Source organism: Nocardia sp. NPDC004573, from assembly GCF_053602135.1.
Genome location: NZ_JBSGDA010000035.1, coordinates 1 through 20,484, shown reverse-complemented (window position 1 = coordinate 20,484; position 20,484 = coordinate 1). Strand labels below are relative to the sequence as shown.

Here is a 20,484-nt window from a genome sequence, read left to right as displayed (position 1 = left end):
GCGGCGGGCGGTACTCGGACGGCGACCGGTCGCGCTGATGCTGCCCGCCGTCTGCGGGCTGGCGTTCCTGCTCGTGCCACTGATCGGGCTGCTCTGGCGGGCGCCGTGGGCCACCATGCCGGATCGGCTGTTCAGTGCCGAAGTCGGCCGCGCGCTGCGGCTCTCCTTGGTGTGCGCCACCGCGGCCACAGCGATCTGCCTGGTGCTCGGCATTCCCCTGGCCTGGGTGCTCGCGCGCGCCGCACTGCCGGGGCGCGGGCTGATCCGCGCCTTGGTCACCGTGCCGCTGGTGTTGCCGCCGGTGGTCGGCGGTGTCGCGCTGCTGCTGGTCCTCGGCCGGCGTGGGCTGGTCGGGCAGTACCTCTACGAATGGACGGGTGTCTCCCTGCCGTTCACCACCGCCGGTGTGATCGTGGCCGAAGCGTTCGTGGCCATGCCCTTCCTGGTGATCTCCGTGGAAGGAGCGCTGCGGGCGGCCGATCCGCGCTTCGAGGAAGCGGCAGCCACGCTCGGCGCCACCCGGTGGTACGCGTTCCGCCGGGTGACGTTGCCGTCGGTCCTGCCCGGCGTGGTGGCGGGCGCGGTGCTGTGCTGGGCGCGTGCGCTCGGCGAGTTCGGCGCCACGATCACGTTCGCAGGCAACTTCCCCGGCCGCACGACCACCATGCCGCTGGCGGTCTATCTCGCGCTGGAGACCGACCCGGACGCCGCGATCGTACTCAGCCTGGTGCTGCTGGCCGTCTCGGTCGCGGTGCTGGTCGCGATGCGCGAACGCTGGATACGGGGGGCGATGTGAGTTTGGCGGCCGATCTGCGCATCCAGCGCGGACGTTTCGCGCTCGAGTTGCCGCTGCTCGCCGCACCGGGCGAAGTGGTCGCCTTGCTGGGGCCCAACGGGGCAGGCAAGACCACGGCTTTGCGTGCCCTGGCGGGGCTGATCGCACTGACCGCCGGCCATATCCGGCTGGACGACGTCACCTGGGATGCGCCACCGTCGGCCTTCGTGCCCGCCGAACGCAGGCAGGTCGGCGTCGTATTCCAGGACTATCTGCTGTTCGGGCACCTGTCGGCGGTGGAGAACGTCGCCTTCGGCCTGCGCGCCCGCGGTTATCGCCGCGCCACCGCGCGGGAGCGCGCCACCCGATGGCTCACGCGTGTCGGACTGGCGGATTACGCGCAGCACAAACCCCGGGCGCTGTCGGGCGGGCAAGCCCAGCGGGTGGCACTGGCCCGGGCGCTGGCCATCGAACCACAGCTGTTGCTGCTCGATGAACCACTCGCCGCCCTGGACGCGGGCACCAGAGTCCAAGTGCGCTCGGACCTCGCTCACCACCTGCGCGATTACCCTGGCCACACCGTCCTGGTCACCCATGACCCGCTCGACGCCATGGTCCTCGCCGACCGGCTGGTCATCCTCGAGGACGGCGCCGTCGTCCAGCAGGGTCCGCCGGCGCAAGTGGCGGCGACGCCCCGCTCGGATTACGTGGCCACCCTGATGGGCCTCAATCTCTACCGCGGCAGCGCGCGGGGCGCGAGCGTCGATCTGGACGGCGGCGGCAGCATCACCCTCGCCGAACCCACGCAGGGTCGCGTCCACGTGGCATTCAGCCCCAATGCGGTGAGCCTGCACCCGCAGCAACCTGTCGGCAGCCCCCGCAACAGCTGGCCGGTCACCATCACCGGGATCGAGCAGCACGCGCACATCACACGCATTCGTCTGGACGGGGCGCCACCTGTTCTCGCCGACATCACGCCGGCCACGGTGGCCGAATTGCACCTGCATCCGGGGCAGCGACTGTGGGCCGCGGTGAAGGCCACCGAAACCCGTTCGTATCCGGCGTGACGCCCGAGAGTTGTGGCCGAACCTCGGTCACTTTGCTTCAATCGATGTATGTGCAGGTGGATGGCTTATTCCGGGGAGCCGATCCTGGCCGAGGACCTTTTGTTCCGGCCGGTGCACTCGTTGATCGATCAGAGCTTGCACTCCCGGCTCGGGGCGACGACCACGAACGGTGACGGGTTCGGGATCGGATGGTACGGCGAAGGTCCGCGCCCCGCGGTGTTCAAGGACATCGAACCGGCGTGGAACGACCGCAACCTGCGGGAGGTCGCGGCGCAGGTGCGCACGCGGCTGTTCTTCGCGCACGTGCGCGCGTCGACCGGAACGGCGGTGCAACGCAGCAACTGTCACCCGTTCCGGCACGGGCATTGGTTGTGGATGCACAACGGATCGGTGCTCGGTTTCCACCAGTTCAAGCGCGATCTGGTGACGGCGGTCGAGCCTGCCTTGTTCGCCGACATCGAAGGTTCGACGGATTCCGAAGTGCTCTTCTTCCTGGCGCTGACCTTCGGGCTCGTCGACGACCCGTTCACCGCGGTCGCCCGCGCGGTCGGCTTCGTCGAAGACGTCGCCCGCGCCCACCAGGTCGACGCCCCGGTGCAGATGACGGTAGCGACCACCGATGGCGACTCGATGTGGTTCTTCCGATACTCCACCGAACGGCGGTCGCGGTCGCTGTACTACTCCAACGACGTCGCGAAGGTGCGCGCGCTGCATCCGGAGGTGCAAGCGTTGCGCGAGCTGGGCGAGGACGCCCGCTTCGTGGTCTCCGAGCCGCTGCGCGACCTGCCCGGGGCGTGGAACGAGGTCGAGGAATCCTCGGCAGGCGTCGTCCGCCTCGGCCACGACGAAACGCGTCCGTTCCAGCCGATCGCCCCCTGACCTCCCGGCCGTGCACTTCCCACGGGAAGACGGCGAATCCGATTCCGACGCTACATGTTTGGTCCGGCCGGGCCGCAGGACGGACAGATGTCGCGACGGTTAGGCTGCCTTGTGCGCGGACTGTCGTCGGTATCGAAATTGTGGTCGGTGTGGGCGGTCACCCGCATACTGATGGTGGTGTTCACGGGAGTGACCGCACTGCCGCACAGCATTTGGGACGCTTCGGCCGCGGACTTGACGCTCTACCGCGAATGGGCCCAGCTCATCGTGGAACACAACGTCTTTCCCCTGGACGACGAGCGGTGGCAGTACCCGCCGGGAGCGGGCGCGTTGCTGGCGGTGCCCTGGCTGCTCGGTGGCGGGTTCGGATACAACTGGTTGTTCTTCGCGCTGGTGGCCGCGGCGGACGCGAGCGTGCTCGGCTTGCTGCTCCGGGCCGCGCGGGGTGAGCACTCGGCCACGGCGCAGGCCGGGCCGTGGCTATGGACCATCGGTGTGGCGTTGCTGGGGCGGGTCTGTTACGGACGATTCGACCTGATCGTGGCCGCGGCCGCGGTGGCGGCACTGCTGTGGTCGACGCGCCGCCCCGCCGCGGCAGGCGCGGCCGCTGCCGCGGGCGTGCTGCTGAAAATGTGGCCGGTGGTGGTCGTGCTGGGTTTGCGTCGGCGGGCGCTCGGGCGCGTGAGTGCGGCGACGATCGGTGTCGGTGCGGCGGCGGCCGTAGTACTGACAGCATGGGCTCCCGGTGCGTGGTCATTTCTGGAGTTCCAGTCGAAGCGCGGCCTGCAGATCGAATCTGTCGCCGTCACACCACTTTTGATTGCCCGCTTGATGCACAGCGGTTGGTCCATCGTGCATCGATACGGGGCAGACGAGTTGGTCGGGCCCGCGGTGTCGGCCGTGGCTCGCGGCTGCGTGGCCGCCACGATCGTCGGCGGCGCGGTGTTGCTCGCCATCTGGTGGCGCATGCGGCCTCCGGCAGCGGATCTGGCGTTGGCCGCGGTGCTGATCGCCTTGGTGACCAGCCGGGTACTCAGCCCGCAATACCTGGTCTGGGCCGTGGCGGTGGCCGCGGTCTGCGCGCTCGACCCGCGCACCACGCAACGGCCTGTGCTGCTGATGGTGCTGGCGACGGCGCTGCTGAGCCAGGTGGAATTCCCGTTCGTCTACGACCGGGTGGCCACCGGAAGCTGGCCGGGAGTACTGGTTCTGACAGTGCGCAACGGCCTGCTGCTGTATACGACCGTGTGGTCCGTGGCACGCCTGTGCCACAACACGTCTGGGCAATCCGGCGAAAACGGGGACCAGCGAGCCACTTCCGCGCTGGCGGCCGCCGCTTCCCACGGCGAGAGCGTTCGCGAGAGCAGTGCAGTTCCGGCCGGCGGCTGACGACGTGAACGACTGACCGCAGTCGATCCGACCGGCACAGCCGCCGACCTACCGCAGATCGCTGCCTTCCGGCGTGGCACAGTCGCGGCGGGGGCGGGCTTTCGGATCAGAGCTCGGAGACCAGGCTCGCCGCGGCGTCGATCGCGGCGGCCTCGTGATCGAGTAGGACGTCGCCACCCTGTGTCGAGACGATCGGCGTGTACGGGTCGTCCACGAATTCTTCGCCGAGCAGTTCACGCAGCACCGCGAGCCCGCAGAACGGAACGTAGTGCGGGCTGTAGCCACCTTCTTGCACGAAGGCGATACGGCCGGAGCTTGTTCCGTCCGCGATCTCCAGCATCCGCCGGGTCAGGTGCCGGAAGCCGCCGCTGGTGACCATCTGCCGAGCCAGCGGATCGAGAATGCTCGCGTCGAAGCCCGAAGCGACGAGGATCAATTCGGGCGCGAAGGTGCGCAACGCCGGCTCGACCACTCGGTCGATCGCATGGAGATACGCGGCGTCACCGCTGCCAGGGGGAAGCGGCACATTGATCGCGTAGCCGTATCCGTCACCCGAACCACGCTCCTCCCGGTAACCGGATTCGGGCGGGAAACAGAGATGCTGGTGGATGGAGATGGTCAGCACCGAGGGATCCTCGTACCAGATGTCCTGAGTGCCGTTGCCGTGGTGGACATCCCAGTCGACCACGGCGATCCGCCGCACGCCGAGGACTTCTTTCGCGTAGGCGGCGGCGATGGAGACGTTGTTGAAGATGCAGAAGCCCATGCCGGTAGCACGGGTCGCGTGGTGCCCCGGCGGATTCACCAGCGCGTAACCATTGTCGACCGTACCGTCGACCACCCGCTCGACGAGCGCGATCGCCCCGCCCGCCGAAAGCGCGGCGATCTCGTAGCCGCCCCTGCCGAAGGACGAGACGCCGTCGCCCGCGTCCCCTCCTTTCGGCTGCATGCTCTCGGCCTTGATCCGCTCCAGATGTTGCGCGGTGTGCACCCGCAGTATGTCCGCCTCGGTGGCGGGTGCCGCATCGATCGAATGCAGCTTTTCGAGCAGGCCGGATACCGCCACCAATTCGTGGAACCGCCGTTTGGTGTCCGGATGCGCGAGGTGATGGCCGATCGGCTGAAGACCGACCGTGACGTCGGACGGGAACAAGCTTCCGCTACCCGTGTCGGCCCACCCGTAGAGGGTGTTCCACACGTAACCAGTTGCCATGGAGATCTCCTGCAGTTGGCGGACCACCACCGTCCGCCTGGTCCGATCTTGGTCTCGGGGGCGACCGCGCCCATTACAAGCACAGCAGCGACCACACCGCAACTGGGAAGCTTGTCACCTGCGGCGGCGCAGGCAAATTTTCCACCAGCGGGGAGGCTTCCGGTCGGGGCGCAAGCGGGTTCCGGGAAAGATGGCGTGTCGTCAGCACCCGGCAGCCGGCCCGGCCTGGCAGCTCAGCGTGAGAGGGAATCGAATTCGATGAGGATGAACCGAACACTTCGCCTTGCCATCGGGGCGATCGCCGTCGCCCTCGTCGCGACCGCCTGCGGTGGCGGCGGCGACGCCGCGACCACCGAAGATCACGTGCGCGAGGGCAAGTTGACCATCGGCATCAAGTTCGACCAGCCCGGTCTGGGCTTCCGCGAGGCGGACGGCTCGTTCCAAGGCTACGACGTGGAGATCGCCAAGTACGTGGCAGGCAAGCTCGGCGTTCCGCCCGAGGGGATCACCTTCAAAGAAACGCCGACGGCGCAACGCGAGACGATGATCATGAACGGCGAGGTGGACTTCATCGTGGCCACCTACTCGATCACCGAGGAGCGCAAGAAGAAAGTCGATTTCGCCGGACCGTACTTCATCTCCGGGCAGGCCCTCCTGGTGAAGAACGAGACCACCGATATCACCGGTGTCGAGTCGCTGACCGGCAACAAGAAGCTCTGCTCGGTCAAAGGCTCTACTCCCGCGCAATACGTCAAGGACCACTACGCCAAAGACGTACAGCTGGTCGAACTGGACAATTACTCGCAGTGCATCCAAGCTTTGCGCAGCGGCGCGGTCGACGTGGTGACCACCGACGACATCATCCTCGCCGGCTTCGCGGGGCAGGTGTCGGGCGAACTGAAGCTGGTCGGCGATACGTTCACCACCGAGAAATACGGCATCGGCCTGAAAAAGGGTGATCAACAGACCCGCGCCAAGATCAATGACGCGATCGAGCAGATGGTCGCCGACGGTTCGTGGCAGAAGGCGTTCGAGAACACTATCGGCCCGCTGCGCGGCTCGACTCTGACGCCACCCTCGGTCGATCGATACTGATGCGCCTGCACGCGCGGGTGGCTCGGTGCGACGAGCGGGTCCCGGGCGCGAGGCAATGCCGTAGACCCAGCCTGAAAGGGTTCAGGAAGTCGGCTGCTGCCAGGCGGCGGTGTATCGGCGCTGCGCCGCCGCCTGTTGCCCGCCGTCGATCTGCCGGATGACCGGCACGAGCAGAGCCGCGGTCAGCGCGAAGAACCCGGTCGTCGCCCACCAAAGGATCGGCTGCTGCAGCAGCAGCGCGAGCCAGGTCCATATCCAGGTCGTCAGCCAGCTCAGCCACCAGAACGCCACCAGCGGGCTATAACCCGCGCGGGCGGCCCCACCCGGACGGCCGGCTCGGTGCACGTCGCCGACGACAAGAGCGGGAAGGACGAGATTTCCCAGGGGGAGAAACCAGCTGCCGAGCGTCCAGCCACGCCCGAGCGTATGCACGTTCGGGTCCGAGTGCTCGGCATTGATCCTGGCTCGCCACAACCAGCACAGGAACAGCACCCCGGCGAGCATGAGCGTGAAGCCCCAAATGAGGATCCCCAGGAGGGTGAGGGGTGCCCACGCGTCCATCGCGGCCTCGTATTCCGCCGTGCCGGTGGGGGTTTCACGCACCGTCTGGTAGTTGGGCGACGCGACGGCGATCAGCGCCGGGCCGACGAACACGGTACAGCTCAGCACGGCCGCGACGCTTCCGAGACCACCAGGCGCGAGCTGCGGCACCGGGCGTCCGCCCGGAACCGATGGTGCCGCGGCGGCCGCTTCCGGCTCCGGGTCGGCGCCGATGTACTCCGCCCGCTCGGCCTGCCAACGCCCGATCCGGGTCAGTAGCACAGTGAGCAGGCCCGCCGCGACGGTGAGCAGGATCAGGCCCGTGAAGTGGACCAGTAACCCAGCATCTGCGGACCCCGCCGCATCCTCGAGTCCGCGCCTGACGCCGATCGAGAGAAGGTAGGCCAGGAAATACAAAGTAGCTGCGAGGACGAAGGAGAACCACCAGACGACGACGTACCCCGTCGTCGAGGAGGGGGCCAGGCGCATGGCGTTCCGTGGGGTGGCCGGGTCGCTCGCCCGCTGGATATCGTCGACCAGAATGGGCGGAACAATCCAGTTCACCACTGGGAGAAAACCTACGATGGCCCACGCACGGGGAAGCCGATGCTGTGCCGAGCACAGCGATTCGGCATTGCGCCGAGCACGGTAGACCCAGGTGATGAACAGCAGGCCCGTGACCATCTGCAAGCTCATGGCGATCCACGTGACGGCGCCGACGGCCGCCACCCACCGCTTCACCGAGTCCTCGGAGGCGCCGAATCCGTCCGCTTCCCATTCCTGAAGGCGCGCACTCAGCTGCCAGTTCAGCACCAATTCGACCGCGCGCAGACCCGTCACCGCTGTGGCCCCGGCAACGATGACGAGCCCGAGCCCGCGCACCGAGCGGAACGACGCCGGCACGCCCGAAGAGGAAAAGCCCGCTCTGCGTCCGTCTTCGGTGTGGCCCGTGACCATGATTCCCCCGTGACGTCAGCGAAAACAACCTGCCAGTATGGCATGGCCTCGACGCGTGGGCTATGCCGCGAAACCGGCCGAGCAGTTACCGGCGCTGCGGCAAGACCACCCGAAAAGTTGCGCACACTCTTTTCGACTCCGGCCGTGCCCGCACGGCTGGACCGGCGGTCACGCGATGCGGTAGGAGAAGAGTTTGTCCAACTCAGGACCCAGATCTTCGATGTCGAAGTCCCGCTCGTAGGTGACGACGATCTTGTCGGCCGGCAGATCGGGGGAGACCCAGTATTCCATCCCGCTGTAGGTCTTGCCGATGCGAAGCAGCCGGGTCGCGTCGATCTCTCGATCCCATCCGGGAATTCCGTCGGGAAAGCCGGCCTCGGCGGCGTAGGTCCGCATGGTGCGCGGGGACAGGATCCCGTAGGACTCCCAGTCCTCGGCGGTGTAACCAGCATGCACCTCGCGCAGGAAGATGCGTATCGGGGTGGGAATTCCCGCCCACAGCGGTGGCGTGGAATCGCGTGCGGAACCGGGGTCCCAACCGATCCACACCACCCACGGTTCGTCGACGCCCGCGGCGGCGTAGACGAGCACACACTCGCCGCGCAGCAGACACACGCGCACGTCTGCGAGCTGTTCATCGAGCGCCGCGGTGAATCTCGGAAGCAGTCCGACCAGATCGCTGTTCCACAGGGAACGCGCGAGCCGCCCGCGCTCGGCCGGTTCACCGGACTCCGCGATCGGGCGCCACTGTTCCGGGACCGGAGCGCTGTCCACCGTCGTGGCGTCGACGAAGACGACCGGGCTGTCCTCCTCGAGGGCGGTGACGATGTCCTCGGGGTCGATCCGGGGCACTATCTGCCTCCCTGAAATTCGAGGAGATCCTGAATCAAGCGCGTCAGTTCCGCTCTGATCCGGTTCTCCAGGGCCACCTGCGCGGCCTGCCAGTTCGGGTCGACCCCGAGTATGTCACCTACGCTGCGTGATCCCTTGGCCCGGTTCGCGGCAAACGACAGCCATTGCAGATCGAGCGCGGCATTGGCGACCATGATCATGTATTCAGGTGTCAAAGCGAGGAATCCTGGCATGTGGAACAGTTCGGCCAGCGGCACGACGTGGTCCAGCGATACCGCGGAGCCCCCTTTGGCGTCCTTGCCTATCCAGCCGCCCGGGTAGGCCGGGTCGCGATCGCCGACCGCGGGCCGGGACTGCCCCTGGAGTGGACCGGTGACCTTGCTCTTGCTGGGCGGACTGATCTCGCGCATGACCTCGTACAGTTCGCGAGCAGGTGATTGTTTCGGCACGGAGTATCCCTGCTTACCGCCGCTGGGGTAGGGCAGTGCGTATCCGGGCGGAACCTTGTTCTTCGCCGCGGTGGCTTTGTCCATCTGGCGCGGGGATGCCTGGGCCGGTAGGCCGGCATCCGCCAGTCGCTGCACCGTGCCGACACATCTGCGTAGATTGTCCTTGGCGCCGGCGTATTCCTGATTCAGCCTGCGCGCCTCGGCGTTGTACGCTTCGTACGCCGCTTGCTGGCGCGGATCGAACACATTAGGGCGCGCATTGTGTTGCGCGATGGCCTGTTCGACACGTGCTACAGCCACTTCTTGCGCTTCGCACAAACGTTTCGGTGGCGCGGGAGCGGGCTGCGTAGACGTCGGCAGCGGCGGAGGAGGCGGTTGAGCGCTCCCCGCCGGAGCGCCGACCAACGCGGCGCACACCAGGAGCGCCGCCAGCATCACTATGCCGAGGCGGCTGGATTCAGCAGGCCGATGCGCCATGGTCCCCTCCGTAATCTTCACGGTAGCACCGCTTTCCGACCATGAGCTACCGTGAAATGCGATCGCCATCGACCCGGGGGAGCAGGCGCAGTGACCGATTCACCACCACCTCGATTTCAACTCTCCCGTACCGGATTGCTCGTGCTCATCACGCTTTTCGCGCTGACGGGCATCGGCGGCGCTGTCGCCCTCGTGATTGTGCAGGTAGGAGCGGAAGACACCGACGATGCCCAAGTACGCGCGGTGATAGCGGATTTCGCGAGCGTCGTCGAGTCGGGCAGCACGCAGCAGGTGGTCGAACTGCTCTGCGCCGAGGAGGCCGCGACCTTTGCCGACCGCGTCTCCGGTGGCGAAGAAGCCGAGAAGGGCGGTTCGACCGAGGACGGCCGGCGGCAGCGCCCGGTCGACATCTCCGGCATCGTCATCCGGGGCGACATCGCTTCAGCTCAGGTCGCGCGTCCGCCTAGCGCGCCTCGGCCACTGTACCTGCGCAGGGAAGACACCCGCTGGAAAGTATGCGCACCGGCCGCGGAACAGTTCGGATAGAAGCACCGCCGTGAGGTGGCGAACCTACGTCCCCTGAACCAGATCGGCCGTGCCGCCATCAGCGCCGCAGTTCGATACGACGGCGACTGCTCGCCGACGAGCGAACACTTCGACCAGTTGGTGAGATACCAACCGGCTTTGGCGGTGCCGCGTGCACCCAGACCGCCGCAGTACCTCCGATATCGACCGGGATGCCGATCGGCGTCGGGTTGTACCCCGGCGACGATGCCGATGTCGTCGGGCCGCATATCTGAACCCGAATCGGCTGTAGGGATTCCTCCCAGAATCGAGCAGGTAGGCGTAGGTGCACAGCGGCAGCGCGGCCGCGTTGGCCGGGCGCCGATGCACACGCAGTGAGCGCCGCGCCGGGGCCGACGGACTGCGCGACGCCTATCAGCCCTGCGCGAGGCGCACTACCGCTGCGGCGGACAACGAAACTGCTCGGTGTATCTCGGTTTCCGTAGGAGGGCATGCGGGCGGTAGGCGTCGGCGTCGTACGGGCGCGGGTTTCCGAACCCGCGCTCTACTCCCAGGTCGCCGTGTCGGGGTCGATGCCGTGGGCGCGCGCGCTGGCGTCGATGATTCGACGGAACCACGCGGCAAGGCCGACGCGGATGCCGTCGTAGTGGGCGGCGAATGCCCGATCGGCCTCGAATCTGCGGCCGAGACAGACCTGCATCTGCCGGGTGAGGGGAAAGTACGACGCGAAAACTTGCCGGTGCCGCTCGACGAGTCGATTCGCTTCCGGGCTACCGGGTGTGACGCCCGCATCCATCGCCTCCCCGAGGGCGCGGTCGAGGCAGGCGATGTCGTTGGCGATGGCCTGCCATTCTTCCGGACCGCGAGAGGCTGACCGTTCGGCGTACTGCAACCATTGCGTCGTGTCTCCATAGCGCTCACGAGCTTGGGCGGGCCAGTCCGGGTTCCATCGGGGGCCGAAGAGCGCGGCCTGCTGCTGAACGCTCAGCAGCAGGCCGCGCTCGTGGGCGTCGATCATCCGATCCACTCCCGCCCCGAGCTGCTGGAGGCGGTCGATCCGTTCGTCGATCAGGGTGCGCTGTGCGCGCAATGCGCCGGGCACGTCCGCGGTCGGATCGTTCAAGATGGCCCGGACATCCTCCAACCCGAGGCCGATCTCACGGTAGACGACGATGCGCTGCAGGCGTTCCAGATCGTCAGCGGTGTAGAGCCGGTATCCGGCGGCCGTGCGCAGCGACGGTCGCGCCAGACCGCTCTCATCCCAGTGGTGCAGCGCGCGGACTGTCACGCCCAGACGCGCCGAGACCTGACCGACGGTCACACCATCGGCGTCGGTGGCATCAGGCATGCTCATCATTGTCGCCGCGACCGACGCCCGGCGCGGTGATCCCGATGGCCGCGAGGCTCCGCGCCTCCTGGCTCGCCGGGTCGAAGGGCTTCGCCGCGGTGAAAACGATCCGCGCGTTCTCGGGGGTGATCACCACGACATCGCGGGTGTTCCAAGGAGGATCCCGCGGGCTGTCGACCGAGTTCGGGCGCAACGCACGACAGGCCTCGACCAGGGGTTCGACCTGGTCGAGCACGCACGCGAAGCTGAAGGTGATCGTCGGCGCCTGCTCCGGAACACTCTCCGCCGCGACGAGAAGGGCGTCCTGGAAAGCCCATCGGCGCAAATGCACAAGCCTGCCCGGGATAGCGAACAGCTCGAAGAACCCGAGCCCACGGACCCAGAAGTCCACCGACGCCGCCAGATCGCTCGTGGGAATCGTCACGAACGCCGGCATTCCATAGATGCCTCGGAACGGCTCCGGCGCAACGGCATCCGGACCGGGGGTAGGTACGGGACTCATCTCGAAGGCGTTGTAGAACTCACTCATGCGCCCCACCCTTCAGCCTCACGCAACGTGAGGGTCAAGCGGAATTCCTGAGTTCGTTCGCGGCTCGCGCGGTCCGTCCGGCCGACGGACCCGGACAACGCGGCGTGCCGTTAACGATCGTGTCAACCGGTACATGAAACCTGTTTGGGCAGGTAGTCGCCACGATCACTGTTCTTGTTCGGTTGCCAGCTCGTGATTTCACCGAGGCTGTTTCGGGCCTTTCGGAACACTTTCGATGGAACGACTGCCGGAACGAGTATTGTTCCGGTTCGCCCAGGTCGCCCACCATCGGTGGCGACTTGACCGGCGCGGTATCGTGTTGTTCCACTTCCACGGAAGCGGAACAGACTGCCAACCGATGCCCGTGGTCGATCCGGAGAGGATGCTTGCGCTGCAGTCCGCTCGATAGGATTGCGTGCGGCTCGGGCCGGCTTCCGGATTACTGGGCCGATAACAGGTACCGTGTCGGCCTAGCCGCTGATCTCGCGGCGGCCTGGGTCGTTGGTGAGTAGCTGGGAGCAACCGGTGGATGGAAACGGGCAGATCAAACTGGGTCTGTACGAGCATTTTACCGGCCATCGCTATAACGTGACCGGGTTCGGGCATGCGGTCACTGGTGACGGTGCGGAGGAGCTGCCCGGCGCCGAGGTGGTCATCTATCACGCGATGTTCACCTCGCCGGTGTTCGGCGATCAGCATGTGTGGGTCCGGACGGTTAGCAACTTCACCGAGGAAGTGGACATTGACGGCCGCCGTGTTCCCCGATTCCGGTACGTGGGGACGGATACCCGGCCCACCCTCGCTAGCCAGCGGCCGTATACATAGCCGCCGGCAAGACAGGACAAGATGCGTATTCCAGCCGGTGCCGCCCCGCGGCGGACCCTTGCGATAGACGAGGTTCTTCCGTCAGTTGATCTCCGCCCCTTTGTCGGCGGCGTCCATACTGACGTGGAAGCCGTTGCAACGCTCGATATTACAGATCCAGGTACGGGTCGGGCGATTGCCCGGCTGCCAGCAGCGCAGCACGCGGACGTGCACCGTGCGGTCGGGGCGGCTCGGCAGGCGTTCGATGAGGGGCCCTGGCCCAGAATGACACCGACCGAACGGGGGGCGTGCCTTATCCGGCTGGCAGGGCTCATCGAACGTGACCAGGCCGAACTGGCATTGCTGGAATCGCTCGACACCGGCAAGCTCTTCGCTGGGGTCCAGAGCTGGGACATCGGCACCGCCGCCCAGACCTACCGTTATTACGCCGAGCTTGCTAGCCATGCCGTGGACCAGGCCCTACCCACACCTGACGGTGTTCAAGTGACCCTGCGCCGCGAGCCGGTCGGCGTGTGCGCCGTCATTGTCGCGTGGAACTTCCCGTTCGCTTGTGCGGCATGGAAACTCGCCCCCGCACTGGCCGCTGGGTGCACGGTCGTGGTCAAAGCGCCCGAGCGAGCGCCGCTGTCGCTGCATGCGCTGGCCGCTCGGATAGCCGAGGCGGGCTTCCCGCCGGGCGTGGTCAACATCATCACGGGGATCGGCCAAGTGGCAGGCACCGCGCTGGTGTCCGATCCGCGGATCGACATGATCAGTTTTACCGGCAGCACCGCCACCGCCCGCGCCATCACCCGCGCCTCGGCGTGGCGTATCCCGCCGATTGTCACCGAACTAGGTGGCAAGGGTGCGAACGCAGTCTTCCCGGACGCGGACCTGGACCGGGCGCTGGCTGCGACGGTAGACGGTGCGTTCGGCGTGGCCGGGCAAAACTGTTGTGCCGTCAGCAGACTGCTCGTCCACCGAGACATCTACGACGACTTCGTAAGCAGTCTCACCGACCACGCCCAGCGGCGTCGGCTCGGTGACCAGTTCGATGATGCCACCGAGCAAGGACCGCAAATCGACGAGACGCACCTGGAGGCAATCGACTCGATGGTTCAGGACGCGCTCGCTGACGGCGCCCACGCCGAAACCGGTGCAGCGCTCGGCCTACCCGGCCCCTTGCACTATCAACCTACTGTCCTGACCAATGTGAGCCCCCAGGCAAAGATCTCCCACGACGAGGTTTTCGGCCCAGTGGTGTGCATCTACCCGTTCCACAATCTCGACGAGGCCATCACCATCGCCAATAACTCCATTTACGGGCTGTCAGCCTCGGTATGGACCACCAGCACCGGTACCGCCGACCGGTTCACCGACTCCGTTCGGGTAGGCACCGTCTGGGTGAACTGCTTCGGATACTTCATGCCCCACATCCCCTGGGGTGGGGTAAAACTGTCCGGTAACGGACGCGAACTCGGGCCTGCCGGAATCAGCGAATACCTTGTCACGAAAACCGTCTGCCGCGCACTCTAAGACACCACCTGGTCTCGGCGCGACAACAACGTTGGTGCTGGTTCGATCGGGGCCGCGCCGTGCTCGTCGCGCGACGTCGCGTGAGCGATGGCCTGGGCTGATCAGCCGCCGCTGAGGGTGAGCCGGCTGGTCATGTTCAGCTTGACCTCCCCGTAGGGCAGGACGTGTTCCCAGAACAGCGGGGTCACCCCGCGCTTGTCGGCGGCGGTGACGAGGACCTCGCCGGTGTCGGGTCGTCAATGAGATCTTGGACCATCGGGGTGTTGATGTAGACCAGCGAGGCTCGCACGATTCGCAGGCACTGCACGCTCAGTTGCTGCCTGTCGGTCTGATACACCAGCTCACGCCAGTCCGCGCTCACCCCGCGATGAGCCGGGATCGTTTCCTCAGACGGGTATCACGCGCGAGCTACACCGCGCCAACACCTCTCGACCGGGTTTCGGAAGCGTTCATGTACCAGGTGACACGATTGTTAACGGCACCCCAACGCGCCGGGTGCGGCTCCGCCTCGTAATCCCCAGTTCTGCGATGTCGTCGCCGCCAAACGGCTCCGGGAGCTCGTATCTCCAGACATGCCGAGCTCTCGGGGGAGCGGTCAATCCGTGCGAATCCAGGCGGGCATGATCCGTGTCTCGCTGATTCGCCAGCCCGCCGGCGTCCGCACCGCAACGCAGGCCTGCCGGAGACCTCCTGTCTGGTGGGGTGGCTGACCGTCGCGGTAGTAGTACACGATCGAGTTCGACGAGACATCGGCCTGGTCGCCGTCCACGTTCACCAGCAGGTCGGTGGTCGTGTGCTGAGTATGTTGCCCTTCGACCTCGGCTTGCCGCATGTAGTCGACGACCTTATCGATGCCGCGGACTCGGATGCGCGGCGAATCGACCTCCACATCGTCGGTGAAGACGGTGCCGGCATCCTCCCACCGCTGCTCGTCGAGCAGGCGGGCGAAGCGGCTGAACAGATCGGCGATTTCGATGCGGTCGGCGATCACGGTATTCGTGGACATGACACCCCTTTATTGGAGACTCCAACATTGGCATCGCCAACTATACAGCTATTAGTTGGCCTTGCCAACGATCTGGGCTTCCCTGGAAGCACCTATGACCGCGATGCTGCGGACTGCTCGCTGAGCCCGAACACGACCGTAACGCGTTCGAGAACTCCCACTGCGCAGCGAAAGCCGGACCGCTCTCGGCACAATGTCCGGGTGAGTTACGAACTGTGTGATGATGCGTCGGCCGCCGACTGGCTCGTCGAGCAGCGCCTTCCGTGGCATCGGCTCGTTGACTCGCGGCCCAACGGGATATCCCGGTTATGCCCGGGTGAGGTTCATTCCCGATCCGAGCTTTCCCGGGCAGAAAACCAGCGACATCGACTTCGAACCGCACGGATTGCCGGAGAAAGACCAGGTTGGCGCAGCGCTGGAGATCTTGTCTCGATACACGACCACGCCGGGCGAGTGCTACTTCTGCCTGTGGAACGGATGGCCGACCACCGCCATCGAGTCACCACCCAACTTCCGCATTCCCCACCGCGACTACTGGCTGTTCCGCGGCGCACTGGCGGACTACGCAGACTGGAACAGCGACAACCCCGCGCAGTGGCCCTATGGCGACTGCCCGGATCCCGCGTTCATCTGGCCGGCAGACCACACCTGGTGCGTCACCAACGATGTCGATCCCCACTTCGCCTCCATCGGAGCCGACCCCGAAGCGATAGATCTCATCGTGATCGACCAACGAATCGACGCGGTACTCGACGATCCAGCACGACAGCCACCGCACTGGCTCTAACCCATACGGAACCCAGCTAGGCGCGCGTGACGTAACACCCGAGAGCCGATCAGACGGATGACGAACTTGGCGTCGAAGGCTCTGCCTTACCGATCGTTACCAGATATTCGCAACAACTTGCCCTAACGAAAGCAGTGGGCACCTGACGCGTTTCGTGATCCGGCGTGCGATAAAGCGTGCGGTTCCGGCCGAACCAGCATGGAGACGATGACAGGGAGGGGCGCCGACAGCGGCCTACGACCTCAATCCCATCTGGTGGGGTAGTGGCCCACGGCCTCGACGGGCCGCTCCTTGATGCCGCGGGCAAGCCTGGCGTAGTCGGCTGCGGACTTCTCGGAGAGCCCGAACATGACCGTCAGGTGCAGCGGGTCGGCGTTTGTCGAGAGCGCTTCATGCAGGATGCGGTCACCGACAGACATGTTGGGCTTGCCGCAGCCGCTCGGTCTGGTCCTGTTGAGAACCTGCGCCGCTACTTCAAACCGTCCTCGCAAGGCGATGCGCGAACTGGCCAGCCTCATCGGCCCCGGGACTTCCCGCACCCACTGACCAGCCCACTACGCCATATCCGCTCGAAATTCGGCCGATACTACGGCGACCCCTCTATGACCAGCTGTTGCACATCACGAAACCGAAAACCGCAGAGGGGAACTCCTGATGACCACCCCGACCCCGCGCCGGCACGCCATGGCCGACCACGCCGCCGATACCGCCGTGGAGCAGTCGTGCCGGTTGCCGCGGCGGGTGTCCTGTGCCAGTGAAAGTGAGCCACTGAGCTCGCCACTGCTCGGCGGCGTCCCCGGCGACGAACTGCCGCTGGCTGACTACCGAACCCGGCCCTCACCAGCGCACGGAAGAACGATGCCACGCCGGCCGGGATCAAGAGCGGTTGTCGGTGGTGGGTGCCAAGATCAACGCATGGGAGTTATCTACGGCTACTTCGCTGCTGCGGACGATGACGACGCGATCCGGGCCGTGGTGCGCGAGGACGACGAACCGACCGCGACGGGCTATGACGGGTTCGATGTCAACGGCGTAGACCCGACTATCGACCTGCTGCCGGCGGAAGTGATCCTTACAGGCCGGCCGGACGAGACTGTCCAGGCCGACCCGCGGCATGGCCACCTTCTCGCGACTGTCGACGAGGGAGAGCTGGTGTGTCTGTCGCTGACGGATTCCCTGCGTGATGCGCTCGCCGCCACTGATCACGCTTCGCTGCACGGTCTTGCCCGGGAATGGGCCGCCTCTGACGTGTTCCCCACACCGCCGGATCCAGACGGCCTTGCGTGGTTCCTCGACCAGGCCGCCGGCCTGGCCAGCCGGGCGGTTGTGCGAGGACAACGCCTCTACTGCTGGATCTGTGTCTGACGAGCTTCGTGAGTGCCTTGGCCGTAAGGGTGCGGGGTCCCCGACGAACCCGCCAGCGATCGGGCCGTATCACCGACAAACTGAAGCAGTTCGGCGAGAGCGCGGGCATCCCCGAGTTCGAGACGAACCTCGGGCGAATCAGCCATGGAGCCGCTCCTCTGCGATGTGGCCATCGTTGCCAGTTCCCACAATCGCCACACAGCCCGACGCGCTCCACAGCGGCACCGGCCCCCCGCGCAGGGCTGTCGGGCGGTGTCAGATTTCACCCTTACGGCCAGGATGTGGATCTCGGGCAGGGCGGTGACCCAATCGCGGTGGCGGGCGCCGAGAGTTTGCTCGGTGATCGCCATGTACCCATGGGGTTCTTCGGCAGCGTGGGCAGCAGTTTGAGCCCGGCGGTGGGTTCGTTGGGAAATCGGGCGCGCACGCGTTGCTGCTGGCGGGTGATGACCGCTGCGGTGGCTTCCTGGATCGGTAGGCGACGCCCGGTAGATCACCGAACCACCCCGACGGCGGACTGGCTTTCGTCTTGCCAGTCCGCGCGCAGCTCAGCTTTCGATTTGCCGGTTGACCTCGTCCAGCACTGCCTTGTAGGCCAGATCGTCATAAGATCTGGCCGCTATCTTCGCGACTTTCTTTGCGACGTGCTGGAAACCTTCATCGACTGCCTTCCACAGAGAGTCGAAATGCTCAGCCTGATGGAAGCGGTACCGCACCGCGGTCTCGGCCGGTGCGTCCTCAGGTAGCCACGAGACAAAGCAGAACTTGCCGCGGCTCCCCCCGTCGGCAAGCTCGTCCGTGAACAGGCACCAGGCCCAGCGGCAATCGGATTTCGGAAGCTGCCCGCGGAACGTGTCATAGTCTCCGCTGACCGTCGACAACTTGGGAATATTCTTGTGTCGCGAAAGTTCGACAACCGCATACTCGGTAGGTCGGCCATACCACAAATATGCTGCAGCTCTGCCCCACAGGGCGCTGTAGTTGTCCATGTACCGACTCCCATCCTATGGATAGGTACGATGATATCGCGCACAGCATCGGAGAATCGTTCTGCCACAACAATATTCCTCTTCACTGCAGGCCGGGCCACCGCTACCCCGCCGCGGGGGCGTCACCTCGGGGTACCGGTAGTAACCGCCGAAAAGCAACGGATTTGCCGCGCTCCTTGGGAGATGCAGCCGCAAGGGTGAGATTGAACGGGCCGGAACGGGCTCTCTGTAGCGCTCTCAACGGGAGATACGGCATAGCTGCCCGAATTTCGGCGGATCCAGTTTCTGTTCCAGCCGACTGTACCCCTTGACGGTGATCCGGACCATCGTTCCGGGCGTGCGCAGAGCAGGCACGAATATCCGCTTGCGTGGGCTCTTATTCTGGAGCGTTCGGGTCATCAGCTTGTCGCGATAGGAGAGTTGTGGTCACCGTCTCAGCGAAATATCCGCTTCCGCACCATCTTTGGGTTCACAACGACGTGTTGGGGTCTCGGTTCGACACCTACATCGGTAATGTTCGCGCCACTGTGGTGGCCCCGCCTGTACCCGGTGATCTGGCGGTGAATCTGTGGCACCCCGAGCTGTCTGACGTGCCCGAGGACGCATGGGATCATACGATCCCATGGACGACCCAATACGCCGCGTGGGGTGCCGATGACGGCACAGCGTTGCGCCACGTAGGCATCGAACTGCGCGAGGAAGGTCGAATTGTCGATCCCCGCATCCCCTTCCACGCTGATCGGCCTGCGGACAAGGTGTTCGATCATGCGGCCAGGCATATTCCCTACTGGTTTGCGCGAGTCGAAGACTGGGTGACCGCGGTGACCGGCGAGGATGTCTACTCGCGCGAACCACTCTTCGCTGCCAACGCCATCGGGCCCGGTCTGTTGGCGTGGCAGGACGGAAGGTGGCGGGAGGCTGGGATGACCATCGAGACTCCCCGGCCGGTTCTGTTGTCCGCGGACCTCTTCGCGGCGGTCCTGGAACGGGTCGGTGAGAATGTCGAACCGCCGATCGAGTGGCAGCTGGTGGGCACCGCCCGCCGGGCGTACTTGCGCGGCGATGCTCGCAAAACGATCCTGGACGCGGCGACCGCCGTCGAGGCCTGCCTGATCGAGCAGATACGGCTGGTCGAATCGACCACAGGTGAGAATTACAAAGGCAAACCCGGGATGCAGCAGCGATCACAGTGGCTCGCCGCCAGGCACCCCGCCTATCAGGAGCATGCATCCCTGGATCTGCTCCGAAGGTCCCGAAACGACGCGATCCATGCGGGCGGGGTCATCAACTCAGACGACGCCGCCGACGCGTTGCGCGCCGCGATCGCCACCGTAAACGCACTGGGACAGAGCCCAGATCCCCGGGCGCAGTGATGAAGCGGTATCCGGCGCGCCACAGTCTCGGTCGACTCGGCAGGCATGACGTAATCGAAGACGAGGCATACGTTCCCGCCCGAGGGCTGGGTGGTGGATCCGCGGCGATACCGACTACCTGAATACCGGTGCCTGCCAGTCCGGCGCCCCATCTTGTGTCCGGAGCGTTCCGTGCTCGCTGTGTGCCGACGTAGCAACACGGCCTTGCCCCGATCAGGCGCTGGTGCCGCGTTGGGGCATGACGGTGCACTCGGCCCGGCTGGATGTGGTCGGTCAGTTCACGGCCGTCCCCACCTTCAGCGCGCTACCGAGCGGGCTGTCGGCGCTGATTCAACTCCGCTGCTGCCGCGGTGGTCGGGTGTATTGGTCAGCTGAGGCCGTATCCGATTCCGAACGTGACGGCCAGCCATCTGAGGACCCCGTGGAGGCCGGCGCCGAGATCGAGGCCGAAGAAGCCCATCGATCTCATCTCCTTCCGAGACCGAAATTTCTGCGGTTCCCCGACCTGGTCATGATCTTATCGCTGGTC

Annotated in this window: 21 protein-coding genes; 12 read left to right on the top strand and 9 right to left on the bottom strand. The window is 65.9% G+C overall.

Annotation, left to right across the window (positions count from 1 at the left end; all coding sequences use genetic code 11):
- Nucleotides 1-37: 37 nt before the first annotated feature.
- The 4 genes from modB (at nucleotide 38) to ACWEKR_RS33020 (ending at nucleotide 4,110) form a co-directional block, all read left to right on the top strand.
- The gene (modB, locus tag ACWEKR_RS33035) at nucleotides 38-796 is read left to right on the top strand and encodes a molybdate ABC transporter permease subunit (RefSeq protein WP_452357871.1); all 759 of its coding nucleotides are present in this window, start codon (nucleotides 38-40) and stop codon (nucleotides 794-796) included.
- Nucleotides 793-1,842, top strand: a complete 1,050-nt coding sequence (locus ACWEKR_RS33030) for an ABC transporter ATP-binding protein (protein WP_452357837.1) — start codon at nucleotides 793-795, stop codon at nucleotides 1,840-1,842. Before modB ends, ACWEKR_RS33030 begins: the two co-directional genes overlap by 4 nt.
- Before the next feature lie 60 nt (nucleotides 1,843-1,902).
- Nucleotides 1,903-2,721 (top strand): class II glutamine amidotransferase, encoded by an 819-nt coding sequence (locus ACWEKR_RS33025; protein WP_452357836.1) that lies wholly within the window; start codon nucleotides 1,903-1,905, stop codon nucleotides 2,719-2,721.
- 87 nt (nucleotides 2,722-2,808) lie between these two features.
- On the top strand, nucleotides 2,809-4,110 hold the full coding sequence (locus ACWEKR_RS33020; RefSeq protein WP_452357835.1) for a glycosyltransferase family 87 protein: 1,302 nt from the start codon (nucleotides 2,809-2,811) through the stop codon (nucleotides 4,108-4,110).
- 106 nt (nucleotides 4,111-4,216) lie between these two features.
- Here ACWEKR_RS33020 and ACWEKR_RS33015 read toward each other — a convergent pair whose 3' ends face one another.
- A complete protein-coding gene (locus ACWEKR_RS33015) occupies nucleotides 4,217-5,323 on the bottom strand; it encodes a class II histone deacetylase (protein ID WP_452357834.1) in 1,107 nt (368 codons plus the stop codon).
- Nucleotides 5,324-5,581: 258 nt separating this feature from the next.
- Here ACWEKR_RS33015 and ACWEKR_RS33010 point away from each other — a divergent pair, with 258 nt between their 5' ends.
- On the top strand, nucleotides 5,582-6,418 hold the full coding sequence (locus ACWEKR_RS33010) for a glutamate ABC transporter substrate-binding protein (protein ID WP_452357870.1): 837 nt from the start codon (nucleotides 5,582-5,584) through the stop codon (nucleotides 6,416-6,418).
- A gap of 81 nt (nucleotides 6,419-6,499) precedes the next feature.
- On the opposite strand, the gene ACWEKR_RS33005 is transcribed toward ACWEKR_RS33010, so the two are convergent.
- The 3 genes from ACWEKR_RS33005 to ACWEKR_RS32995 form a co-directional block, all read right to left on the bottom strand.
- Complete coding sequence (locus tag ACWEKR_RS33005; protein ID WP_452357833.1) at nucleotides 6,500-7,861, bottom strand: DUF4328 domain-containing protein; 1,362 nt, start codon at nucleotides 7,859-7,861, stop codon at nucleotides 6,500-6,502.
- 222 nt (nucleotides 7,862-8,083) lie between these two features.
- The gene (locus tag ACWEKR_RS33000) at nucleotides 8,084-8,767 is read right to left on the bottom strand and encodes a hypothetical protein (RefSeq protein WP_452357832.1); all 684 of its coding nucleotides are present in this window, start codon (nucleotides 8,765-8,767) and stop codon (nucleotides 8,084-8,086) included.
- The gene (locus ACWEKR_RS32995; protein WP_452357831.1) at nucleotides 8,767-9,714 is read right to left on the bottom strand and encodes a hypothetical protein; all 948 of its coding nucleotides are present in this window, start codon (nucleotides 9,712-9,714) and stop codon (nucleotides 8,767-8,769) included. Before ACWEKR_RS32995 ends, ACWEKR_RS33000 begins: the two co-directional genes overlap by 1 nt.
- Before the next feature lie 69 nt (nucleotides 9,715-9,783).
- Here ACWEKR_RS32995 and ACWEKR_RS32990 point away from each other — a divergent pair, with 69 nt between their 5' ends.
- Entirely contained in the window at nucleotides 9,784-10,239 is a 456-nt protein-coding gene (locus tag ACWEKR_RS32990; RefSeq protein WP_452357830.1) for an Rv0361 family membrane protein, read from the top strand.
- 523 nt (nucleotides 10,240-10,762) lie between these two features.
- Here ACWEKR_RS32990 and ACWEKR_RS32985 read toward each other — a convergent pair.
- Both ACWEKR_RS32985 and ACWEKR_RS32980 read right to left on the bottom strand, forming a co-directional pair.
- Nucleotides 10,763-11,566, bottom strand: coding sequence for a MerR family transcriptional regulator (locus tag ACWEKR_RS32985; protein WP_452357829.1), 804 nt, complete (start codon nucleotides 11,564-11,566; stop codon nucleotides 10,763-10,765).
- Complete coding sequence (locus tag ACWEKR_RS32980; protein ID WP_452357828.1) at nucleotides 11,559-12,095, bottom strand: VOC family protein; 537 nt, start codon at nucleotides 12,093-12,095, stop codon at nucleotides 11,559-11,561. Before ACWEKR_RS32980 ends, ACWEKR_RS32985 begins: the two co-directional genes overlap by 8 nt.
- 525 nt (nucleotides 12,096-12,620) lie before the next feature.
- On the opposite strand from ACWEKR_RS32980, the gene ACWEKR_RS32975 reads away from it, so the two are divergent.
- On the top strand, nucleotides 12,621-12,920 hold the full coding sequence (locus tag ACWEKR_RS32975) for a DUF1653 domain-containing protein (protein WP_452357827.1): 300 nt from the start codon (nucleotides 12,621-12,623) through the stop codon (nucleotides 12,918-12,920).
- 123 nt (nucleotides 12,921-13,043) lie between these two features.
- Nucleotides 13,044-14,435: an aldehyde dehydrogenase family protein gene (locus ACWEKR_RS32970; RefSeq protein ID WP_452357826.1), complete on the top strand. Its 1,392-nt coding sequence runs from the start codon at nucleotides 13,044-13,046 to the stop codon at nucleotides 14,433-14,435.
- 595 nt (nucleotides 14,436-15,030) lie between these two features.
- Here the strand turns inward: ACWEKR_RS32970 and ACWEKR_RS32965 are convergent.
- Entirely contained in the window at nucleotides 15,031-15,426 is a 396-nt protein-coding gene (locus tag ACWEKR_RS32965) for a nuclear transport factor 2 family protein (protein WP_452357825.1), read from the bottom strand.
- A gap of 331 nt (nucleotides 15,427-15,757) precedes the next feature.
- On the opposite strand from ACWEKR_RS32965, the gene ACWEKR_RS32960 reads away from it, so the two are divergent.
- Complete coding sequence (locus ACWEKR_RS32960; RefSeq protein ID WP_452357824.1) at nucleotides 15,758-16,228, top strand: hypothetical protein; 471 nt, start codon at nucleotides 15,758-15,760, stop codon at nucleotides 16,226-16,228.
- Between the two features lie 242 nt (nucleotides 16,229-16,470).
- Here ACWEKR_RS32960 and ACWEKR_RS32955 read toward each other — a convergent pair whose 3' ends face one another.
- Nucleotides 16,471-16,746, bottom strand: coding sequence for a hypothetical protein (locus tag ACWEKR_RS32955; protein ID WP_452357823.1), 276 nt, complete (start codon nucleotides 16,744-16,746; stop codon nucleotides 16,471-16,473).
- Between the two features lie 397 nt (nucleotides 16,747-17,143).
- On the opposite strand from ACWEKR_RS32955, the gene ACWEKR_RS32950 reads away from it, so the two are divergent.
- Nucleotides 17,144-17,593 (top strand): hypothetical protein, encoded by a 450-nt coding sequence (locus ACWEKR_RS32950; RefSeq protein ID WP_452357822.1) that lies wholly within the window; start codon nucleotides 17,144-17,146, stop codon nucleotides 17,591-17,593.
- Nucleotides 17,594-18,141: 548 nt separating this feature from the next.
- On the opposite strand, the gene ACWEKR_RS32945 is transcribed toward ACWEKR_RS32950, so the two are convergent.
- On the bottom strand, nucleotides 18,142-18,582 hold the full coding sequence (locus ACWEKR_RS32945) for a hypothetical protein (RefSeq protein ID WP_452357821.1): 441 nt from the start codon (nucleotides 18,580-18,582) through the stop codon (nucleotides 18,142-18,144).
- A 422-nt stretch (nucleotides 18,583-19,004) separates the two neighbouring features.
- On the opposite strand from ACWEKR_RS32945, the gene ACWEKR_RS32940 reads away from it, so the two are divergent.
- Nucleotides 19,005-19,955, top strand: coding sequence for a hypothetical protein (locus tag ACWEKR_RS32940; protein ID WP_452357820.1), 951 nt, complete (start codon nucleotides 19,005-19,007; stop codon nucleotides 19,953-19,955).
- Between the two features lie 238 nt (nucleotides 19,956-20,193).
- The coding region (locus ACWEKR_RS32935; RefSeq protein ID WP_452357819.1) for a hypothetical protein at nucleotides 20,194-20,484 on the top strand (291 nt) is incomplete at its 3' end.

Bases quoted from the DNA above. Each gene is read 5' to 3' on its own strand.
- modB (WP_452357871.1), top strand. From the start codon at position 38: ATGCTGCCCGCCGTCTGCGGGCTGGCGTTCCTGCTCGTGCCACTGATC.
- ACWEKR_RS33025 (WP_452357836.1), top strand. From the start codon at position 1,903: ATGGCTTATTCCGGGGAGCCGATCCTGGCCGAGGACCTTTTGTTCCGG.
- ACWEKR_RS33020 (WP_452357835.1), top strand. From the start codon at position 2,809: ATGTCGCGACGGTTAGGCTGCCTTGTGCGCGGACTGTCGTCGGTATCG.
- ACWEKR_RS33015 (WP_452357834.1), bottom strand. From the start codon at position 5,323: ATGGCAACTGGTTACGTGTGGAACACCCTCTACGGGTGGGCCGACACG.
- ACWEKR_RS33010 (WP_452357870.1), top strand. From the start codon at position 5,582: ATGAGGATGAACCGAACACTTCGCCTTGCCATCGGGGCGATCGCCGTC.
- ACWEKR_RS32985 (WP_452357829.1), bottom strand. From the start codon at position 11,566: ATGCCTGATGCCACCGACGCCGATGGTGTGACCGTCGGTCAGGTCTCG.
- ACWEKR_RS32980 (WP_452357828.1), bottom strand. From the start codon at position 12,095: ATGAGTGAGTTCTACAACGCCTTCGAGATGAGTCCCGTACCTACCCCC.
- ACWEKR_RS32955 (WP_452357823.1), bottom strand. From the start codon at position 16,746: ATGAGGCTGGCCAGTTCGCGCATCGCCTTGCGAGGACGGTTTGAAGTA.
- ACWEKR_RS32950 (WP_452357822.1), top strand. From the start codon at position 17,144: ATGGGAGTTATCTACGGCTACTTCGCTGCTGCGGACGATGACGACGCG.
- ACWEKR_RS32945 (WP_452357821.1), bottom strand. From the start codon at position 18,582: ATGGACAACTACAGCGCCCTGTGGGGCAGAGCTGCAGCATATTTGTGG.